The following is a 20,086-nucleotide window of genomic DNA, read 5'->3' on the forward strand; positions in this document are numbered from 1 at the left end:
CCGCATGCCACCGGCATAGCGCAGGCTGCGCCGGCTGTCAGCTGGGTCCGACCGACTATCGGCAGAACCCGTAACTCCTACCCTTAATGATCTTTAGTGACAGGTGCATGCATCGCACTGCAGCCGCCGATACCGCCTGAAGGTGCTCATGGATGCCAGAAGCAGTAGTGGCGTCGTCGCGCCCAGTCTCCGGCAATGCGCTCCCTCAGAGCTACGGCTCCATCAATACGGAGCAATTGGCTCTGTGTATCACGCATGCTGGACCGGCATCGATAGGCTGGCAATAACTGCCGCTTCGGCGTGTCTGCGCTGCCACCAGAGGTTGCCTCAGGCGTGCGCGGCGTCGAGCTGGCGCAGCTCCTTCTTGAGCTCGGTGAGCTCGTCACGCAGCCGGGCGGCCACCTCGAACTGCAGCTCGCGGGCGGCGGCGAGCATCTGGTCGTTCATCTGCGTGATGAGGTCGGCGAGCTCGGCGCGCGGCAGGCCCTGGACGTCGATGCCGCCGGCCTTGCCCGCCTTCTTCGACGACAGCCCCGGCACCGGCGCCTTGCCGCGGGACTGCTGCCGGCCGGAGCCCCCGACCAGCTCGACGCTCCCGGTGTCCTCCGCGGCGCGGTAGATCCCGTCGAGGATGTCGACGATCTTCTTGCGCAGCGGCTGCGGGTCGATCCCGTGCTCGGTGTTGTAGGCGATCTGCTTCTCGCGGCGCCGGTTGGTCTCCTCGATCGCCAGGGCCATCGAGGGGGTGATCGTGTCGGCGTACATGTGCACCTGGCCGGAGACGTTGCGCGCCGCGCGGCCGATCGTCTGGATCAGCGAGGTGCCCGAGCGGAGGAAGCCCTCCTTGTCGGCGTCGAGGATGGCGACCAGCGACACCTCGGGCAGGTCGAGGCCCTCGCGCAGCAGGTTGATGCCGACCAGCACGTCGTACTCGCCCTGCCGCAGCTCGCGCAGCAGCTCGACCCGGCGCAGAGTGTCGACCTCGGAGTGCAGGTAGCGGACCTTGATGCCCAGCTCGAGCAGGTAGTCGGTGAGGTCCTCGGCCATCTTCTTGGTCAGCGTGGTGACCAGGACCCGCTCGTCCTTCTCCGTGCGCACCCGGATCTCGCGCACCAGGTCGTCGATCTGCCCCTTGGTCGGCTTGACGACGACCTCCGGGTCGACCAGGCCGGTCGGGCGGATGACCTGCTCGACCACGTCGCCCTGCACCCGGCCGAGCTCGTAGGGGCCCGGCGTCGCCGACAGGTAGACGGTCTGGCCGATGCGGTCGGTGAACTCCTCCCACTTCAGCGGGCGGTTGTCCATCGCCGAGGGCAGCCGGAAACCGTGCTCGACCAGCGTCCGCTTGCGGCTCATGTCGCCCTCGTACATGCCGCCGATCTGCGGCACGGTCACGTGCGACTCGTCGATGACCAGCAGGAAGTCGTCGGGGAAGTAGTCGATGAGGCAGGCGCCGGCGCTCCCGGGGGCGCGGCCGTCGATGTGCCGCGAGTAGTTCTCGATGCCGGAGCAGAAGCCGACCTGCCGCATCATCTCGATGTCGTAGGTGGTGCGCATGCGCAGCCGCTGGGCCTCCAGCAGCTTGCCCTGCCGCTCCAGCTCGGCCAGCCGCTGCTCGAGCTCGGCCTCGATGGAGGCGATCGCCCGCTCCATCCGCTCCGGGCCGGCGACGTAGTGGGTGGCCGGGAAGACGAACAGCTCGTCCACCTCGCGGACGACCTCACCGGTGAGCGGATGCAGGTAGTACAGCCGCTCGACCTCGTCGCCGAACATCTCGATCCGGCAGGCGAGCTGCTCGTACACCGGGAAGACCTCGATCGTGTCGCCGCGCACCCGGAAGGTGCCGCGGGTGAACGACAGGTCGTTGCGGGTGTACTGCTCGGTGACCAGGGTGCGCAGCAGCTCGTCGCGGTCGCGCTCCTCCCCCACCTTGATCTTCAGGGCCCGGTCGACATACTCCTCCGGCGTGCCCAGGCCGTAGATGCAGGAGACCGTGGAGACGACGACGACGTCGCGCCGGGTGAGCAGGCTGTTGGTGGCGGAGTGCCGCAGCCGCTCCACCTCCTCGTTGATCGAGGAGTCCTTCTCGATGTAGGTGTCCGTCTGCGGGACGTAGGCCTCGGGCTGGTAGTAGTCGTAGTACGAGACGAAGTACTCGACCGCGGCGTCGGGCAGCAGCTCCCGGAACTCGTTGGCCAGCTGCGCGGCCAGCGTCTTGTTGGGGGCCATCACCAGCGTCGGCCGCTGGACCTGCTCGATCAGCCAGGCCGTCGTCGCCGACTTGCCGGTACCGGTCGCACCGAGCAGCACGGTGTCGGTCGCGCCCGAGTTGACCCGCTCGGCCAGCGCCTTGATCGCGGCCGGCTGGTCGCCCGAGGGCTCGAACTCGCTGACGACGCGGAAACGCCCGCGGGTGGGCCGGAGGTCGGTGGTCGTGCGCACGGGTCGACGGTACGACCCGCCAGTGACAGGACGACGTCCCTGAGCCGTGAGCGAACGCGCGGGACGAGCGGGGTGGCGGGACTGGCGTCCGGTGCTTGCACGTGCTGGGGTCGCGGCCTAGCGTCCCCGGTCGCAGGAGCGGTCACCGCCGAGGACCAGTGCCACCCAGGGCCCTGCGCCCCGGACGAGGTCGGACCCGGCGTCGCTGCCCCGGCCGGACCTGCGCACGACGCCCCCCACGGAGACCTCCGCGGGGGGCGTCGTCGTCCGCAGCCCGGTGCGGTGAGCGACGTCTCCCGGCCGTGACCTGGCGAAGGGTTGGACGGCGGCACGCCCGGGCACGAGAGGTCAGAAACACCACGCGCACCGACCTCCCCGACGACGCCCCGCGACGGGGAGGCCACCGGCCCCCGGCGTCCCCGGGGGCGCCAGCACAGGAGGACCTCGTCCATGACCCAGGTGTGGCCTGGAACCGCCTACCCCCTCGGCGCGACCTACGACGGCACCGGCACGAACTTCGCGATCTTCAGCGAGGTGGCCGAGAAGGTCGAGCTGTGCCTGTTCGACGACGACGGCACCGAAACCCGCATCCGGCTCCCCGAGATGGACGGCTACGTCTGGCACGCCTTCCTGCCCGGCATCCAGCCCGGGCAGCGCTACGGCTACCGCGTGCACGGCCCCTACGACCCGTCCCAAGGCCTGCGCTGCAACCCGAACAAGCTGCTGCTCGACCCGTACGCGAAGGCGATCGACGGCCAGGTCGACTGGGACCCGTCGGTCTTCTCCTACGACTTCGACAGCGGTGAGCGCAACGACGAGGACTCGGCCGGGCACATGCCGAAGTCCGTCGTCGTCAACCCGTACTTCGACTGGGGCGTCGACCGGCCGCCGAAGACGCCGTACCACAAGACGGTCATCTACGAGGCCCACGTCAAGGGCCTGACGATGACCCACCCCGACGTCCCGGAGGAGCTGCGCGGCACCTACGCCGGCATCGCGCACCCGGCCGTCGTCTCCTATCTGCAGGACCTCGGGGCGACCGCCATCGAGCTCATGCCGGTGCACCAGTTCGTGCAGGACGACACCCTCCAGCAGAAGGGCCTGCGCAACTACTGGGGCTACAACACGATCGGGTTCTTCGCGCCGCACAACGAGTACGCGAGCAACACCGACAACGGCATGCAGGTGCAGGAGTTCAAGGGGATGGTCCGCACCCTGCACGAGGCGGGCATCGAGGTCATCCTCGACGTGGTCTACAACCACACCGCCGAGGGCAACCACCTCGGCCCCACGCTCTCGTTCAAGGGCATCGACAACCGGGCCTACTACCGGCTGGTCGAAGACGACCCGCAGTACTACATGGACTACACGGGCACCGGGAACTCGCTCAACGCCCGCACCCCGCAGGCGCTGCAGCTGATCATGGACTCGCTGCGGTACTGGGTCACCGAGATGCACGTCGACGGCTTCCGCTTCGACCTGGCCTCCACGCTGGCCCGCGAGCTGCACGCCGTCGACCGGCTGTCGGCCTTCTTCGACCTGGTGCACCAGGACCCGGTGGTCAGCCAGGTGAAGCTCATCGCCGAGCCCTGGGACGTCGGCGAGGGCGGCTACCAGGTCGGCAACTTCCCGGCCCTGTGGACGGAGTGGAACGGCAAGTACCGCGACACCGTGCGCGACTTCTGGCGCGGCGAGCCCTCGACGATCGGCGAGTTCGCCAGCCGGCTCACCGGCTCGGCCGACCTCTACCAGCACTCCGGCCGGCGCCCGGTGGCCAGCATCAACTTCGTCACCGCGCACGACGGGTTCACCCTCAACGACCTGGTCTCCTACAACGAGAAGCACAACGAGGCCAACGGCGAGGGCAACAACGACGGCGAGAGCCACAACCGCAGCTGGAACTGCGGGGTGGAGGGCCCGACCGTCGACAAGAAGGTCGTCACCCTGCGCGCCCGGCAGCGGCGCAACTTCCTGGCCACACTGATGCTCAGCCAGGGCGTGCCGATGCTGCTGCACGGCGACGAGCTGGGCCGCACCCAGCAGGGCAACAACAACGGCTACTGCCAGGACTCGCCGCTGACCTGGATCCACTGGGACGAGGTCGACGAGGGGCTGCTGGAGTTCACCAAGATGGTGACCCGGCTGCGCCACGAGCATCCGACGTTCCGCCGTCGCCGGTTCTTCCACGGCCGCCCGGTGCGCCGCGGCCAGGACGACCCGGTGCAGGACGTCGCCTGGCTGACGCCGAGCGGTGACCTGATGACCGAGGACGACTGGGACGCCGGCTTCGCCAAGTCGCTGGCCATGTACCTCAACGGCCACGGCATCCGGTCCACCGACGAGCGCGGCGAGAACGTCGTCGACGACCACTTCTACCTGGCCTTCAACGCCTCGCACGAGAAGATGGAGTTCACCCTGCCGTCGGAGGAGTACGCCGGCGCGTGGACCGTCGTCCTCGACACCGCCGAGATGGGCGAGGTGGAGCCGCGCGAGGTCAAGGCCGGCGAGACGCTGACGCTGCAGGACCGCTCCATGGTCGTGCTGAGCGCCCCCCGCCGGTCGTGAGCGAGCCGCTGAGCGAGGACCGGCGCCGCGACGTCCCCACGGGGACCTACCGGCTGCAGGTCACCGCCGACTTCCCGCTGGACGACGCGGCGTCCCTGGCCGGTTACCTGGCCGACCTCGGGGTGAGCCACGCCTACGCCTCGCCACTGCTGCGGTCGGCGTCGGGCAGCACGCACGGCTACGACACCGTCGACCACGCGCACATCGACGAGTCGCGCGGCGGGCAGGCCGGCTTCGACCGGCTGGTCGCGGCGCTGCACGAGCACGGCCTCGGCCTGGTGCTGGACCTGGTGCCCAACCACATGGGGGTCGCCGACCCGGCGGAGGCGCCCTGGTGGTGGGACGTGCTCCGGCACGGACGGGACAGCGCGCACGCGGCCGCCTTCGACATCGACTGGGACTTCGGCGGCGGCCGGATGCGCATCCCCGTGCTCGGCTCGGCGGACGACGTCGAGAAGCTCGAGGTCGTCGAGGGCGAGCTCCGCTACTACGACAACCGCTTCCCGATCGCCCCCGGCACCGAGCACGGGACGCCGCAGGAGGTGCACGACCGGCAGCACTACGAGCTGGTCGACTGGCGGCGGGCCGACCGCGACCTCAACTACCGCCGGTTCTTCGCGATCAACACCCTCGCGGGGCTGCGCGCCGAGGACCCGGCCATCTTCGAGGCCACGCACCGGCTCGTGCTGCAGCTGGTGGCCGACGGCGCGGTCGACGGGCTGCGCATCGACCACCCCGACGGCCTGGCCGACCCGAAGGGCTACCTCGACCGGCTGGCCGAGGCCTCCGACGGCCGGTGGACCGTGGTGGAGAAGATCCTCGAGCCCGGCGAGGACCTGCCGGAGTCGTGGCGGACCGCCGGGACGACGGGCTACGACGCGCTCGCCGAGGTCGACGACGTGCTGGTCGACCCGGCCGGCGAGGCGGTGCTCAGCGCGCTGGACACCGAGCTCACGGGCGCCCCGGTCGACTACGCGCAGCTGGTGCACGACTGCAAGCGCGAGGTGACCGACGGGGCGCTCGGCTCGGAGGTGGCCCGGCTGGTGCGGGTCATCGGCGAGCTGCCCGGCGTCGACCGCGCCCAGCAGACCGAGGCGCTGGCCGAGCTGCTCGCGTCCTTCCCGGTCTACCGCTCCTACCTGCCCGACGGCCGGGAGCACCTCGACGGCACCGTGGCCGCCGTGCGGGAGCGCCGTCCCGACCTGGCGGCGGCGCTGGACGCGCTGCACCCGGTGCTCTCCCAGGCCGGGACCGAGGCGGCCACCCGCTTCGAGCAGACCAGCGGACCGGTCATGGCCAAGGGCGTGGAGGACAGCGCCTACTACCGGTGGGCGCGGTTCGTCGCCCTCAACGAGGTCGGCGGCGACCCGGCGCGCTTCGGCAGCACCGTCGAGGAGTTCCACGAGGCGCAGCGGCGCCGCGCGGAGCGCAAGCCGCAGTCGATGACCACGCTGTCGACGCACGACACCAAGCGCAGCGAGGACGTGCGCGCCCGGCTGGCGGTGCTCTCCGAGCTCGGCGCCGGGTGGGCGGAGCTGGTCCGCGGGCTGCTGACCCGGCACCCGCTGCCCGACCGTCCCCTGGCGCACCTGGTGTGGCAGAACCTGGTCGGCGCGTGGCCGCTGTCCCGGGAGCGGGCGCACGGCTACGCCGAGAAGGCCGCCCGCGAGGCCGGCACCTCGACGACGTGGACCGACGTCGACGAGGAGTTCGAGACGGCGCTGCACGAGATGGTCGACGCGGCCTACGACGACGAGCGGACCTCCGCCGAGATCGAGGCGTTCGTCGCCCGCATCGCGCCGTTCGGCCGGTCCAACTCGCTGTCGCAGAAGCTGCTGCAGCTGACGATGCCCGGCGTCCCCGACGTCTACCAGGGCACCGAGCTGTGGGACCTCTCCCTCGTCGACCCGGACAACCGCCGTCCGATCGACTACGAGCAGCGCCGCCGGCTGCTGGCCCGGCTGGACGCCGGCGAGGTGCCGGAGGTCGACGAGACCGGCGCGGCCAAGCTGCTCGTCGTCTCCCGCGTGCTGCGGGCCCGCCGCGAGCACCCGGAGTGGTTCGCCGGGTACGAGCCGGTGGGCGCGACCGGCGTCGCCGCCCACCACGTGGTCGCCTTCGACCGGGGTGGCGTCGTGCCGGTGGCGACCCGGCTCCCGGTCGGCCTCTCGATCGCCGGCTGGGACGACACCGCGCTGCAGCTGCCGACCGGGGCCTGGCGGGACCTGCTCACCGGCGGCCGGTTCGTCTCCGACGCCGAGGGGCTGCCGCTGGCCGGGCTGCTCGAGCGGCTCCCGGTCGCCCTGCTGGTCCGCGACTGAGGAAGGCCCCCCTGCCCCCACCACTCGCAGGCTCGCGGCGGGACCCTGCAGGGGGGCCGCCGTCCTCCCCGCCCTCCGCAGGCTCAGAGCGGGACCCGGGGCGGGGCCGGACTGAGACACGGTTCACGTCCCCGCGGGTGCGTGCGTGCCCGCAGGGACGTGACCAGGTGATCCGTCCGGCACCGGTCCTGACGGCCGGCCGTGTCACCCCGGTTGCCCCTGCGACACGAGGTGAGCCGCCGTGACCTGACCGTTACCGTGTTCCGGCATCCCCCATCCGGGACCGGGTGCCGGAGCCGATCCGCCGAACCCCGTCCGTCGGTTGCCGTACCTCCTGCACAGCCAGGACGGGGGTGGGGGACCCATCTCGGTGCTCGGCCGGTCCGGCCGGGCACCTCGGGGTGAAGCCGTGTGCGCACGGCCGGGGCACCGATCGCTCCGAACCCGACAGCTCACCTCGCAGGCGGCGGATCGGAGTCCCCCCATGCGTTCGTCCTCGTCTTCCCGCATGCCCGCACGCGCCCTGCGGCGCGGCGCCGTGGTGCTCGGCGGCGCCGCCGCCGTCTCCCTCGGCGTCCTCGCCGCACCCGCCTCGGCTGCCGCCCCGAACAACTGGGACGCCGTCGCGCAGTGTGAGTCCAGCGGCAACTGGGCCATCAACACCGGCAACGGCTACTACGGCGGCCTGCAGTTCAGCCAGAGCACCTGGGCCGCGTACGGCGGCACGGAGTTCGCCCCGCGCGCCGACCTGGCCACCAAGGACCAGCAGATCGCCGTCGCCGAGCGCACGCTCGACAAGCAGGGCCCGGGCGCCTGGCCGACCTGCGGCAAGGCGCTCGACCCCTCCGCCCCCGAGGCGGGCGCGGCGCCGGCCGCCGTTGCGCCGGCGGCCGCACCGGCCGCGGAGGCCGGCGGGGTGACCTACACGGTGCAGTCCGGTGACACGCTCAGCCGCATCGCCTCGGAGCAGGACGTCGCGGGTGGCTGGCAGGCGCTGTACGCCGCCAACGACGACCAGCTCAGCGACCCGAACCGGATCGCGGTCGGCCAGGTGCTGCAGCTGCCGTGAGTGCGGCCGGCGGCCGGGGGACGCGCTCCCCCGGCCGCCGGGAGCCCTGCAAGGTTGAACGCTAGAGGCCCAGAACCCGCCGGGTTCTGGGCCTCTGGCGTTCAATGGCTGGCCGCCGGACGCCCCCTGCAGGGCCTCCCGAGCCTGCGAGGGGAGCCAGGAGGGGGTCCTTTCAGAAGCGGATGGCGTCGATGACCTTCGCCCGGACGGCGATCACCGCGGGCAGCAGCCCGGCCAGCGCGCCGACCGCGGTGGCGGCCACCAGCCCCTCGACCGCCGCGGCCACCGGGAAGGCGGGGGTCTCCGCCAGCGGGACGCCGCTGTTGAGCAGCTGCTCCAGCGGCAGGTTGCGCACCAGCACGACCGACAGCGCCACCGCGGCCAGCCCGGCGAGGAACGTAGCGCAGACGCTCTCCAGCATGATGGCGGAGAAGACCCGCCCCGAGGTGGCGCCGAAGCTGCGCCGGACGCCGATCTCCCGGATCCGCTGGCGCACCGTCACCAGCCCGATGTTGAGCACGCCGAGGCCGCCGAGGACGAGCACGACGACGCCGGCCCCGCGGATCGCCAGGCGCAGCATGCCCAGGGTCTCCTCCAGGCCCTCCGCGTCCTGCCGGTAGGCGTCGACCTGGACGCCGCCGAGCGCGAGCCCGAGGTCGTTGGAGACCACCGCCATGACCTCCTCGGCCTGTTCCGGCGGCACCCAGAGCTCCAGCGTGGACGGGCCGGACACCATCGCCGACCGGTCCGCCTCGCGCGGCGCGTCCCACGGGCCGGCCGAGCGGTCCACCCGGTAGGCGAGCAGCTCGTCGCCGTACCCCTCCCGGACGACGCCGACGACGGCCGCGCGCACCGGGGTCGCGCCGCCGATGACGACCGTCGGGTGCGAGGAGAGGTCGGGCACGCCGAGCGCGCCGAGGAACGCCTCGTTGACGACGACGGCCGGTGCCAGGCTGTCGCGGTCGCCCTCGCGCAGCCAGCGGCCCTCGACCGGCTCGATGCGGTGCAGCTGCCCGTAGGACGGCGACACGCGCTTGGTCTGCACCGCCTGGGTGCCGCCGGGCAGCCGGAAGCGGGTCTCCTCGTAGCCGATGCTGGCCGTGGCGGTGATCCCGTACCGCTCGGTGAGGTCGGTGACGGCGGCGTCCCACTCCTGCGGGTCCGGCGGCATCCCCGTCTGCGGGTCGTACGCGGTGACCCCGATGGTGGCCGGCCGGCCACCCATCCGCTCCCCCTGCTCCTGCTGCACCTGGGCGACGAGCAGGCCGAACGCGGTCACGGTCGTCATGGCGAAGACGGCGAGGAAGACGCCGACGAGGGAGAGCACCACGCGGGCCTTGTGCACCCGCACCTCGCTCCACGCCTCGGCGAGGGTGGCCAGCACGGGGATCACGGCAGCACCTCCTCGAGCGGAGCGGCCGCGGGCGCCGGGACGACGAGGGTCGGCGCCGGGTCGACCAGCGGGTCAGCCGGCCGGCGTCCAGCCGGTAGCGCCGGTCGGCCAGCCGGGCGACGTTCAGGTCGTGGGTGATGGTGACCAGCGCGGCGCCGCCCTCCGCGGCGGCCTCGGCCAGCAGCGCCATGACCTGGGCGCCGGTCTCGACGTCGAGGGCGCCGGTCGGCTCGTCGGCCAGCACGACCCGCGGCGAGCGCACCAGCGCCCGCGCGATCGCGACCCGCTGCTGCTCTCCGCCGGAGAGCCGCTCGGGCACCGTGCCGGCACGCTCGCCGAGGCCGACGCGGTCGAGCAGGGCGCGCGCCGTCCGCCGCCGGTGCAGGTAGTCCCGGCCGTGGGCGTAGAGCAGCGGCGCGGCGACGTTCTCCTCCGCGGTGCGCCGGGGCAGCAGGTTGAACTGCTGGAAGACGAAGCCGAACACCTCGCCGCGCAGCCGGGCGCGGCGGCGGGCGCGCAGCGCGTCGGTCCGCTCCCCGTCGAGCAGGTACTCCCCGCCGGTGGGGGTGTCGAGCAGGCCGAGGATGTTGAGCAGCGTCGACTTGCCCGACCCGGACCGGCCGACGATGGCCACGTGCTCGCCCGCGGCCACCTCGAGGTCGACCCCGGTGAGGACCGGGAGCACGCCGCCGTCGGGCAGCGCGACCTCCCGGCTGATCCCGTGCAGCGACAGCAGGGTCATCCGAACGGCCCTGCCATCCCCGGGCTCTCCACGGTGTCGTCGGGCACCGGCACGAACATGAGCACCTGGTCGCCCTCGGCGAGGCCCTCGCGGACCTCGACCTGGTCGCCGTCGGTGAGGCCGAGGACCACCGCGCGCTGCTCCTGGGCGCCGTCGGGCCCGACCACCCAGACGTTGCCCTGCTGCACCGAGCCCTGGACCGCGGTGACCGGGACGACGAGCACGTCCTCGGCGACCCCGGCGTCCACGACCACGGTGGCGGCCATCCCGGCGAACACCGCCGTCCCGGCGGGGACCCGGCAGCGGGCGGTGGTGCCGCCCTGCCCGGTCCCGGCGGACGCCGGGTCGGTGACGGCGGAGGCCGGGTCGTCGCCGGCGCCGTCCGCCGGCGCCGGGGCGCCCAGCGTGAGCTCGGTGCAGGTGAACGGTGCCGGTCCGCCCTGCACCTCGACCTGCGCGGTGGACGGCGGGGCGAGCAGCCGGAACTGGTCGTCCTGGGTGAGCGTCGCGGTGACCGACAGCGAGCCCGGGGAGATGCCGGCGGCCCGGTCGCCGACCGCGACGACCTGGTCGACCAGCACGTCGACGGCGGTGACGGTGCCGGCCGTGGGCGTGACGACGGTCGCGGTGCGCACGACGGGCTCGCGCGGCGTGCTGCTGGGGTTGCCCTCCGCGTCGGTGCCGGCGAGCGGCTCGCGCTCCTCCTCCCAGCGGACCTCCAGCACCGCGTCGCCCTCGTCGACGACGTCGCCGACCTCGACCAGTACCCGCCGGACGGTGCCCGCCTTGGTCGCCCTGACCGGCACGGTGGCGTCGGCGACGACGGTGCCCTGGACGGTCACGGTGTTGGCGACGGTGCCGCGGGCGACGGGAACCACCGGGGAGGTGAGGTCGACCGGTGGCGCACCGTCCGACACCGGCGCGGCCTCGCCGCTGCCACCGCGGAAGGCGAGCACCACGAGGGCGACGGCGATGACGGTCCACGCCAGCAGACGCAGGGCCGGGAAGACGACGGTGCGGACCACGCTCATGGCGCTCCTCGAGGCGGAGTGGCGCCCTCCGGCACCCGTGGGTGCGCACCGTAACGACACCGGCGCTCTCCGGATACGGAGTGCTGCGCGGCACGCCGGGAACACGTGGTTGGCGACCGTCCGCGCGGGCATGACCCCCCGGACCGCCACGTGGCGACCCCGACTCCCCTGGAGGCCCCTGCATGTCCGCTGCCGTCGAGTTCGCCGTCTGGGCGCCGGTCCCGGAACGGGTCCGGCTGCAGGTCGACGGGTCGGTGCACGACATGCGCCGGGAGGAGGGCGGCTGGTGGTGCGCCGAGGTCGAGGCCGGCCAGGAGGCCGACTACGGCTTCCTGCTGGGTGACGACCACACTCCCCGACCGGACCCGCGCTCGCGCCGCCAGCCCGAGGGCGTGCACGGCCTGTCGCGCCGCTACGACCCGGCGTCGTACGAGTGGGGCGACCGCGCCTGGACCGGCCGCCCGCTGGCCGGCGGCGTGGTCTACGAGATGCACGTCGGCACCTTCACCCCCGAGGGCACCCTCGACGCCGCGGTCGGGAGGCTCGACCACCTGGTCGACCTCGGTGTCGACTTCGTCGAGCTGCTGCCGGTCAACGGCTTCGACGGCACGCACAACTGGGGCTACGACGGCGTCCTCTGGTACACGGTGCAGGAGAGCTACGGCGGTCCCGCGGCCTACCAGCGCTTCGTCGACGCCTGCCACCAGCGCGGCCTGGGCGTTCTCCAGGACGTCGTCTACAACCACCTCGGCCCGTCGGGGAACTACCTGCCGCTGTTCATGCCGATCTTCAGCGAGGGCGGCGCGAACACCTGGGGAGAGTCGGTCAACCTCTCCGGCCCGGACTCCGACGAGGTGCGCCGCTACATCCTCGACAACGCGCTCATGTGGCTGCGCGACATGCACGTCGACGGGCTGCGGCTGGACGCCGTCCACGCGCTGGTCGACGAGCGCGCCACCCACGTGCTCGAGGAGATGGCGCAGGAGGTCGACCGGCTCTCGGTGGCGCTCGGCCGGCCGCTGACGCTGATCGCCGAGAGCGACCTCAACGACCCTCGGATGGTCACCCCGCGGGTGGCCCACGGCACCGGTATCCACGCGCAGTGGAGCGACGACTTCCACCACGCGCTGCACTCGGTGCTCACCGGGGAGGGCCAGGGCTACTACGGGGACTTCGCCGCCGCCGGGCTCGCCGGGCTGGCCAAGACGCTGATCGGCGCGTTCTTCCACGACGGCGCCTGGTCGAGCTTCCGGCGCCGGCACCACGGCCGGCCGGTGGACACCGCACTGCTGCCCGGCTGGAAGTTCCTCGGCTACCTGCAGGACCACGACCAGATCGGCAACCGCGCCGTCGGCGACCGCGTCTCGGCGTCCCTCTCTCCCGGCCTGCTCGCCGTCGGGGCGACGCTGGTGCTGACCAGCCCGTTCACCCCGATGCTGTTCATGGGTGAGGAGTGGGGCGCCGCGACGCCGTGGCAGTTCTTCACCAGCCACACCGACCCGGAGATCGGCCGGGCGACGGCCGAGGGTCGCAAGGGCGAGTTCGCCGAGCACGGCTGGGACGCCGACGAGGTGCCCGACCCGCAGGACCCGGAGACCTTCACCCGCTCGAAGCTGGACTGGAGCGAGCCCGAGCGGGAACCGCACTCCCGCCTGCTGGGGGTGCACCGGGCGCTGCTGGCGCTCCGGCGCGCGCACCCCGACCTCCTCGACCCGGACCTGTCGGCGGTCGCGGTCGACTGGGACGACGCCGACCGGTGGCTGGTGGTCCGCCGCGGCTCGCTGCGGGTGGTCGCCAACCTGTCCGGCGAGCCGCGGGACATCGACCTCGACCTCCCGGTGCGCGAGGTGCTGTTCGCCAGCGGCGAGCTCCCCGGGCTGAACGGCGCCACGGTGACCGTCCCGCCCGAGAGCGCGGCCGTGATCAGCGCGCACTGACGTGCGCCGGCTGCTGCCGGACCCGGCGGCCGAGCTCGACGACGCCGCGCTCGTCGAGGCCTACCGGCTGCCGGCCGGGCGCTCGCTGCGGGTCGACTTCGTCGCCTCCCTCGACGGCTCGGTGACGGTCGAGGGGCGCAGCGGCGGCCTCGGCTCGCCGGGCGACAAGCGGGTGTTCCGCACGCTGCGGGCGCTCGCCGACGTCGTCCTGGTCGGGCACGGGACGGCGGCCGCCGAGGGCTACCGCCCGGTGGCCGCCGACTCCGCCGTCGGCCGGCTGCGGACGGTGATCGGCCGGCCCGCGTCGGCGCCGGTCGCCGTGGTGTCCCGGCGGGCGTCGCTGGCGCCCGGGGACCGGCTCGCCGTCCCCTCGACGATCCTGGTCACCTGCGCGGCCACCGACGCCGGCCGGCGGGCGGCCCTGGCCGACGCCGGCGTGACCGTGCTGGTGTGCGGCGAGGAGGACGTCGACCTGCCCGCCGCGCTGGACGCGCTCGCCGAGCGGGGCCTGGAGCAGGTGCTGTGCGAGGGCGGGCCGGCGCTGCTGTCGGCGGCGCTGGCGGCCGAGGTGGTCGACGAGCTGGACCTCTCGATCGCCCCGGCGTTGGTCGGCAGCCCGGACCGGCTGCTGGCCGGCCCACTGACCGGCGTCGTCCGCCCCCGGCTGGTGCAGGTCCTCGAGGAGGACGGCGTGCTGTTCACCCGGTACGCGGTCGACCGGTAGCGCGCCGGGCGACCGCCGCCGCCCAGGCGATGTAGCCCAGGTTGACGACGACCCGCGCCGCGACGCCGAGCGGCCGGTCGAACGCCCGCTGCGCCGCGCGCCGGTGCCGGAGCGGTTCGAGGTGGGCCGGCAGGTAGGTGGTGATGAGCGCGGCGGCCGCCCACGCGCCGGTCCGACGGGTCGCCGGCACCGCGACGAGCACCCCGACCGCGATGTCGGCCAGCCCGCTGACCGCGACCAGCGCCGAGCGCGCCGGCAGCCACTGCAGGTCTTCGGGCAGCTCGTCGAAGTCGTCAGCGATCCACACGTTGCCGCGGTCGAAGTCGAAGTGGGGCGTTCGCCGTGCGGGACCCACCAGCCTGGCCACCACCTTGCCGCGGTTGGTGATCTCGACCTCCTCACCGGCCGCGACCTTCTCCACCAGGCGTGACAGGTGCGTCTCGGCCTCGTGCACGCCGACCGACCTAGTCATGCCACTTGGTCTGGTCGAGGGTGTCCTCCCCACCCACACGCCGTGACGTCACCGCGGTCGAGGACGTCGAGATCCCCCGGAACACCCCGCTTCCGCTCGACGCGCGCTGGGCCGCGGTCGCGCGTGCGGTCCCGCCCTCGTGGTGCGGCACGAGGGTGGCTCCCATGGCGCGAAGGTCGCGATCACGATCGGCGGGCGGCCGGGGCGTCGTCCCCGACGGTGACCGGCTGCTGCTCCGACGCGCTGCCGTGGCGGAGTCGCGTACCCGGTCTGCCCGATCGCGGCACGCCTCGAGGGAGACGGCGTGCGGTCCACCGGAACGGCATCGGTCGCCGGCGTGGGACCTCCGACTCCTCCGCCGGGCACCCGGCCGCCTCTAGCGTCCCTTCCCCGACCGTGCGGAGGAGCAGCCATGGGCAAGGCAGTGGTCAGCCTGAGGACCGGGCTCGAGGACCCGGAGACCGTGACCGTCGCGATGCTCATGGCCGTGGGCGCGGCCGAGTCCGGACGGCCGACCGCCATGTTCCTGGCCAAGGAGGCCGTGCGGCTGGCCCTGGACGGGGTGGCCGTCGGCACCGCCTGCGAGGGCTGCCCCCCGCTGCCGAGCCTGTTCGAGCGCTACGCCGCGGCCGGCGGGCGGCTGTTCGTCTGCCCGATCTGCTTCAACGCCAAGCAGCTGGACGCCGCCGGACTGGTCAAGGGCGCCGAGCTCGCCGGCACGGTGCCCCTGTGGGAGTGGATCGGCGACGAGGGCGCCACCACCTTCAGCTACTGAGCCGGCCACGCGCCGCCGTCCGTCGGCGGTGACTGCTTGACTGACCGGCATGGACCTGCCCCTGCTGCCGCCGGTGAAGCCGATGCTGGCCAAGGCCGTGACGAAGGTGCCCACCGCCGAGGGCATGTTCTACGAGCCGAAGTGGGACGGCTTCCGGTGCATCGTGTTCCGGGACGGCGACGAGGTGGAGCTGGGCAGCCGCAACGAGCGCCCGCTGACCCGCTACTTCCCCGAGGTGGTCGAGGCGGTCAAGGTGGCGCTGCCCGAGCGGTGCGTGGTCGACGGCGAGATCGTCGTCCCCAACGGCGACCGGCTGCACTTCGAGGCGCTGCTGCAGCGCATCCACCCGGCGGAGTCCCGCATCCGGCTGCTCGCCGAGCAGACGCCGGCGTCCTTCGTGGCCTTCGACCTGCTGGCCATCGGGGACGAGTCGCTCATGGAGGTGCCCTTCGGGCAGCGCCAGGCGCGGCTGCGCGAGATCGTCACCGGCACCGACTCGGTGCACGTCACCGCGATCACCCAGGACGCCGCGACCGCGCAGCGCTGGTTCCAGGAGTTCGAGGGCGCCGGGCTGGACGGCGTCGTCGCCAAGGCCGCCGACCTGCCCTACGGCCCCGACCAGCGGCTCATGACCAAGGTCAAGCACGTGCGGACGGCGGACTGCGTGGTCGCCGGCTTCCGCTGGCACAAGAGCGGGCCGATCGTGGGGTCGCTGCTGTTGGGCCTCTACGACGACGCCGGCGACCTGCAGCACATCGGCGTCGCGGCGTCCTTCCCGATGGCCCGGCGGGCCGAGCTGGTCGAGGAGCTGGCGCCCTACCGGGCCGAGGCGCTCGACGGACACCCGTGGCAGGACTGGGCGAACGCGCAGGTGGTCAACGGGTCGAACGGCGAGGAGCACCGGATGCCCGGCGCGCAGAGCCGCTGGAACGCCGGCAAGGACCTCTCCTGGGTGCCGCTGCGCCCGGAGCTGGTGGTCGAGGTGAAGTACGACCAGCTGGAGGGACGGCGGCTGCGGCACACCGGCCAGTTCCTGCGCTGGCGCCCCGACCGGGAGGCGCGCAGCTGCACCTACGACCAGCTGGAGGTGCCGGTGCGCTACGACCTGGCGGAGGTCTTCGCCGGGTGAAGGACCCTCTGCCCCCACCGTGGAAGGACCCCCTACCCCCCACCGCTCGCACGCTCGCGGCGGGACCCTGCAGGGGGCCGAACAGCACCGGGTGACGGGTGCGTGACGCTCGGCTGAGGGGTCTGTCACCCGGTCGGGGCCCGTGCCTGCGCCGTCCAGCCGGGCCTCATACCCTCGTGACCCATGCGCCTGTCCCGCGGCCTGGTCGCCGCTGCCTCCGGCCTGCTCGTGGCGGTCTCCGGCTGCACCTCCTCCTCCGACGACGCCGCGGCGGACCCGTCGGCCTCGGCGTCCTCGGCGCCGGCCGAGCCGGAGGCCGCGGAGATCGCCTGGAGCGACTGCGACGCCGAGATCTCCGAGCTGGTGGCCGGCACCCCGGGCAGCGAGCGCGACGTGGCCTTCGAGTGCGGCCGCACCGAGGTGCCGATCAGCTACGACGAGCCGCAGGGCGCCACGCTGCCCCTCTTCCTCGTCCGCGCCCGGTGGGCCCAGCAGACCGACCGCATCGGCTCGCTGGTCATCAACCCCGGCGGCCCGGGCGGCTCGGGTGCCGACGCCGCGATCGGCTCGGCGCTCACCCTCCCCGAGGACGTGCTGCGCCGCTTCGACGTCGTCGGCTTCGACCCGCGCGGCGTCGGGCTGTCCACGCCGGTCGAGTGCATCCCGCCGGACCTCAAGGACCGGGCCATCGCCTCCGAGCCGCGGCCGACCACCCCCGAGCAGGTCGACGAGGCGTTCGCGCTGCAGCGGGAGATCGCCGACGGCTGCGCCGAGGAGTACCCCGACTCGCTGGGCACCTTCAACACCGTCGACACCGCCCGCGACATGGACCTGCTGCGCGAGTCGCTCGGCGACGAGCAGCTGACCTACCTCGGCTACTCGTACGGCACCACCCTCGGCTCCACCTACGCCGAGCTGTTCCCCGACCGGGTGCGGGCGCTGGTGCTCGACGCCGCCGTCGACCCGGATGACGACCCGCGGGCCGAGGCCGAGCAGCAGTCCACCTCGCTGGAGGCGAGCTTCGACGCCTTCGCGGCCAACTGCACCGGCCTGGTCGCCGGCTGCCCGCTCGGCCCGGACCCGCGCCGCTTCGTCGAGGAGCTGCTGGACCAGGCGGAGACGGCGCCGATCCCCAGCGCGCTGGCCGGCGAGACCCGCCAGGCCACGCCCGGCGTGATCATGACCGCCGTCCTCTCGGCGCTGTACGACACCGGGCGCTGGCCGCAGCTGACGCAGGGCCTGGCCACCGCCCGCAACGGTGACGCGCAGCAGCTGTTCTCGCTGGCCGACACGTACTGGGGCCGGCTCCAGGACGGCACCTACACCAACCTGATGGACGCCAACCTGGCGATCAACTGCGCCGACACCGACCCGGCGACGGCGCTGCCCGAGGAGGAGGTCCGCACCCTGGCCACCGAATGGGGGCAGCGCTTCCCGCTCTTCGGCGCCGCCTCGGCGGTGCAGCTGAACGGCTGCACGGCGTGGGAGGCCGAGCGCACGCCGATCCCCGAGCGGGACGCCGAGGGTGCCGCGCCGATCCTGGTGATCGGCAACTCCGGGGACCCGGTGACCCCGCTGCCCGGCGCGGTGGACATGGCCGAGGACCTGACCTCCGGCGTCCTGCTGACCTGGCAGGGGCAGGGGCACACCGCCTACCCGAAGACCGACTGCGTGACCGGCGCGGTCAACGCCTACCTGATCGACCTGGTGGTGCCGCAGGACGGGCTGACGTGCCCGGCCTGAGCGCCCTAGGGTGCGCCGGGTGATCACTTCCGCGGGGTCAGGTCGCTGATGGCGTCGTCGAAGGACGCCGTCCTGCTGCAGGTCGATGGGCACGAGGTGCGGGTCTCCAACCCGGAGAAGCCGTACTTCGCCGAGCGCGGCATCCGCAAGATCGACGTCGTCGAGTACTTCATCGCGGTCGGCGACGGGATCCTGCACGCGCTGCGGGACCGGCCGACGACGCTGGAGCGCTGGCCCGGTGGGGTGTTCGAGGGCGCGCGGCTGTCCACCCGCGTGGACAACACCGGCGACGCCTTCTACCAGAAGCGGGTGCCCAAGAACGCCCCCGAGTGGGTGCCGACGGCGCACATCACCTTCCCCAGCGGGCGGACGGCGGACGAGATCGCGCCGGACTCGGTGGCCGTCGTCGCCTGGTGCGCCAACCTCGGCACGCTGACGTTCCACCCGTGGCCGGTGTCGAAGTCCGACGTCGAGTCGCCGGACCAGATCCGCATCGACCTGGACCCCCAGCCGGGCACCGACTTCTCCGACGCCGTCCGGGTGGCCCCGCACGTGCGGGAGCTGCTGGCGGAGTTCGGCATGCAGGGCTGGCCGAAGACCTCCGGCGGGCGCGGGGTGCACGTCTACGTGCCGATCCAGCCGCGGTGGACCTTCCCCGAGGTGCGCCGTGCGGTGATCGCGTTCGGCCGCGAGCTGGAACGGCGCATCCCCGACCGCGTGACGATGTCGTGGTGGAAGGAGGAGCGCGGCGAGAAGATCTTCATCGACTACAACCAGATGGCCCGGGACCGCACGATCGCCTCGGCGTACTCCATCCGGCCCCGGCCGCACGCGCCGGTCTCCGCTCCGGTCGACTGGGACGAACTGTCCGACGTCCACCCGACCGACTTCGACGTGCTGACCATGCCGGCCCGCTTCCGCGAGGTCGGTGACAAGCACGCCGGGTTGTCCGACCACGCGTTCGGCATCGAGCCGCTGCTCGAGCTGGCCGAGCGCCAGGCGACCGACCAGGGCCTGGGCGACCTCCCCTATCCCCCGGACTACCCGAAGATGCCGGGCGAGCCGATGCGCGTGCAGCCCATCCGGGCGAAGCGGCCCACCGCCAGTGACGGGTGAGTCGCGGAGCGGTGCGGCCCGGGCACCGCGCTCGTTTCCGCGCTGACCCGCCACGCCGCCGCCTGGCCCGACGACCTCGCCGAGCCCTGCACCGGCGCCACCGGGCTGCGCAGGATGCGGCGGCAGCCACGGCGACGTCGAGTCGCGGGGTGGCGGACACCCACGTGCGATCCTCGCGTGGCAGCGGGGGCCACGACCTCGCCGAACGACTTCTTCCGAGGAGCCTCCGTGACGACCATCCCGCCCCTCGACCATCCGGCGGACCCGTCCCGCCAGGATGCGGACCGGCAGCACCTGGCCCTCGCCGTGGAGCAGGCCCGGATCGGCTGGGCGGAAGGCGGCGTCCCGATCGGTGCGGCGCTGGTGCACGAGGGGGAGGTGCTGGCCGTGGGCCGCAACCGGCGGGTGCAGATGGGCAGCGCCATCCGCCACGGGGAGACCGACTGCATCGAGCGCGCGGGTCGGTTGCCGGCGTCGGTGTACCGCCGGAGCGTCCTCTACACGACGCTCTCGCCCTGCTACATGTGTGCCGGGACGGCGCTGCTGTACGAGATCCCCCGGATCGTGATCGGCGAGAACCGGACCTTCCAGCAGTCCGAGGAACTGCTGCGCTCGCGCGGGGTGCAG

General features: G+C 73.2%; 14 protein-coding genes, 1 pseudogene and 1 riboswitch. Of the genes and pseudogenes, 10 read left to right on the plus strand and 5 right to left on the minus strand.

Annotated elements, in window-relative coordinates; genetic code table 11:
* Positions 1 to 327: 327 nt before the first annotated feature.
* The gene (gene uvrB / locus CNO22_RS17370; RefSeq protein ID WP_100500554.1) at positions 328 to 2,442 is read right to left on the minus strand and encodes an excinuclease ABC subunit UvrB; all 2,115 of its coding nucleotides are present in this window, start codon (positions 2,440 to 2,442) and stop codon (positions 328 to 330) included.
* Between the two features lie 450 nt (positions 2,443 to 2,892).
* Here uvrB and glgX point away from each other — a divergent pair, with 450 nt between their 5' ends.
* From glgX to CNO22_RS17385, 3 genes are all read left to right on the plus strand, one after another.
* A complete protein-coding gene (gene glgX / locus CNO22_RS17375) occupies positions 2,893 to 5,007 on the plus strand; it encodes a glycogen debranching protein GlgX (protein WP_100500555.1) in 2,115 nt (704 codons plus the stop codon).
* Complete coding sequence (gene treY / locus CNO22_RS17380; protein ID WP_100500556.1) at positions 5,004 to 7,328, plus strand: malto-oligosyltrehalose synthase; 2,325 nt, start codon at positions 5,004 to 5,006, stop codon at positions 7,326 to 7,328. Before glgX ends, treY begins: the two co-directional genes overlap by 4 nt.
* A gap of 313 nt (positions 7,329 to 7,641) precedes the next feature.
* Positions 7,642 to 7,807: riboswitch (cyclic di-AMP (ydaO/yuaA leader) on the plus strand.
* 29 nt (positions 7,808 to 7,836) lie between these two features.
* On the plus strand, positions 7,837 to 8,397 hold the full coding sequence (locus tag CNO22_RS17385) for a LysM peptidoglycan-binding domain-containing protein (protein ID WP_269799604.1): 561 nt from the start codon (positions 7,837 to 7,839) through the stop codon (positions 8,395 to 8,397).
* Positions 8,398 to 8,569: 172 nt separating this feature from the next.
* On the opposite strand, the gene CNO22_RS17390 is transcribed toward CNO22_RS17385, so the two are convergent.
* The 3 genes and pseudogenes from CNO22_RS17390 to CNO22_RS29170 form a co-directional block, all read right to left on the minus strand.
* Entirely contained in the window at positions 8,570 to 9,790 is a 1,221-nt protein-coding gene (locus CNO22_RS17390) for an ABC transporter permease (RefSeq protein ID WP_100500558.1), read from the minus strand.
* Positions 9,791 to 10,073: 283 nt separating this feature from the next.
* Positions 10,074 to 10,532 (minus strand): annotated as a pseudogene (locus tag CNO22_RS30160) (ABC transporter ATP-binding protein); the annotation flags it as partial.
* Positions 10,529 to 11,563 (minus strand): efflux RND transporter periplasmic adaptor subunit, encoded by a 1,035-nt coding sequence (locus CNO22_RS29170; RefSeq protein WP_100500559.1) that lies wholly within the window; start codon positions 11,561 to 11,563, stop codon positions 10,529 to 10,531. The pseudogene CNO22_RS30160 and the gene CNO22_RS29170, both read right to left, overlap by 4 nt.
* A 182-nt stretch (positions 11,564 to 11,745) precedes the next feature.
* Here CNO22_RS29170 and treZ point away from each other — a divergent pair, with 182 nt between their 5' ends.
* On the plus strand, positions 11,746 to 13,500 hold the full coding sequence (gene treZ, locus CNO22_RS17405; protein WP_100500560.1) for a malto-oligosyltrehalose trehalohydrolase: 1,755 nt from the start codon (positions 11,746 to 11,748) through the stop codon (positions 13,498 to 13,500).
* Position 13,501: 1 nt separating this feature from the next.
* Positions 13,502 to 14,224 (plus strand): dihydrofolate reductase family protein, encoded by a 723-nt coding sequence (locus CNO22_RS17410; RefSeq protein ID WP_100500561.1) that lies wholly within the window; start codon positions 13,502 to 13,504, stop codon positions 14,222 to 14,224.
* On the opposite strand, the gene CNO22_RS29175 is transcribed toward CNO22_RS17410, so the two are convergent.
* Positions 14,199 to 14,696, minus strand: coding sequence for a type II toxin-antitoxin system prevent-host-death family antitoxin (locus CNO22_RS29175; RefSeq protein WP_232807123.1), 498 nt, complete (start codon positions 14,694 to 14,696; stop codon positions 14,199 to 14,201). The two genes, CNO22_RS17410 and CNO22_RS29175, sit on opposite strands and share 26 nt — an antisense overlap.
* Before the next feature lie 412 nt (positions 14,697 to 15,108).
* On the opposite strand from CNO22_RS29175, the gene CNO22_RS17420 reads away from it, so the two are divergent.
* The 5 genes from CNO22_RS17420 to CNO22_RS28445 form a co-directional block, all read left to right on the plus strand.
* Positions 15,109 to 15,471 carry a DsrE family protein gene (locus CNO22_RS17420; protein WP_100500562.1) on the plus strand — a complete coding sequence of 121 codons (363 nt, stop codon included), beginning with the start codon at positions 15,109 to 15,111 and terminating at the stop codon, positions 15,469 to 15,471.
* A 49-nt stretch (positions 15,472 to 15,520) separates the two neighbouring features.
* Positions 15,521 to 16,600, plus strand: coding sequence for an ATP-dependent DNA ligase (locus CNO22_RS17425; RefSeq protein ID WP_100500563.1), 1,080 nt, complete (start codon positions 15,521 to 15,523; stop codon positions 16,598 to 16,600).
* Positions 16,601 to 16,783: 183 nt separating this feature from the next.
* Entirely contained in the window at positions 16,784 to 18,343 is a 1,560-nt protein-coding gene (locus CNO22_RS17430) for an alpha/beta hydrolase (protein ID WP_100500564.1), read from the plus strand.
* Between the two features lie 48 nt (positions 18,344 to 18,391).
* Positions 18,392 to 19,459 carry a non-homologous end-joining DNA ligase gene (ligD, locus tag CNO22_RS17435; RefSeq protein ID WP_100500565.1) on the plus strand — a complete coding sequence of 356 codons (1,068 nt, stop codon included), beginning with the start codon at positions 18,392 to 18,394 and terminating at the stop codon, positions 19,457 to 19,459.
* Between the two features lie 228 nt (positions 19,460 to 19,687).
* The coding region (locus tag CNO22_RS28445) for a nucleoside deaminase (protein ID WP_232807124.1) at positions 19,688 to 20,086 on the plus strand (399 nt) is incomplete at its 3' end.

The organism is Geodermatophilus chilensis (assembly GCF_002802985.1).
Classification (GTDB): domain Bacteria; phylum Actinomycetota; class Actinomycetes; order Mycobacteriales; family Geodermatophilaceae; genus Geodermatophilus; species Geodermatophilus chilensis.

Bases quoted from the DNA above. Each gene is read 5' to 3' on its own strand.
- CNO22_RS29170 (WP_100500559.1), bottom strand. From the start codon at position 11,563: ATGAGCGTGGTCCGCACCGTCGTCTTCCCGGCCCTGCGTCTGCTGGCG.
- glgX (WP_100500555.1), top strand. From the start codon at position 2,893: ATGACCCAGGTGTGGCCTGGAACCGCCTACCCCCTCGGCGCGACCTAC.
- CNO22_RS17420 (WP_100500562.1), top strand. From the start codon at position 15,109: ATGGGCAAGGCAGTGGTCAGCCTGAGGACCGGGCTCGAGGACCCGGAG.
- CNO22_RS17425 (WP_100500563.1), top strand. From the start codon at position 15,521: ATGGACCTGCCCCTGCTGCCGCCGGTGAAGCCGATGCTGGCCAAGGCC.
- CNO22_RS29175 (WP_232807123.1), bottom strand. From the start codon at position 14,696: ATGACTAGGTCGGTCGGCGTGCACGAGGCCGAGACGCACCTGTCACGC.
- CNO22_RS17430 (WP_100500564.1), top strand. From the start codon at position 16,784: ATGCGCCTGTCCCGCGGCCTGGTCGCCGCTGCCTCCGGCCTGCTCGTG.
- ligD (WP_100500565.1), top strand. From the start codon at position 18,392: ATGGCGTCGTCGAAGGACGCCGTCCTGCTGCAGGTCGATGGGCACGAG.
- treZ (WP_100500560.1), top strand. From the start codon at position 11,746: ATGTCCGCTGCCGTCGAGTTCGCCGTCTGGGCGCCGGTCCCGGAACGG.
- CNO22_RS17385 (WP_269799604.1), top strand. From the start codon at position 7,837: ATGCCCGCACGCGCCCTGCGGCGCGGCGCCGTGGTGCTCGGCGGCGCC.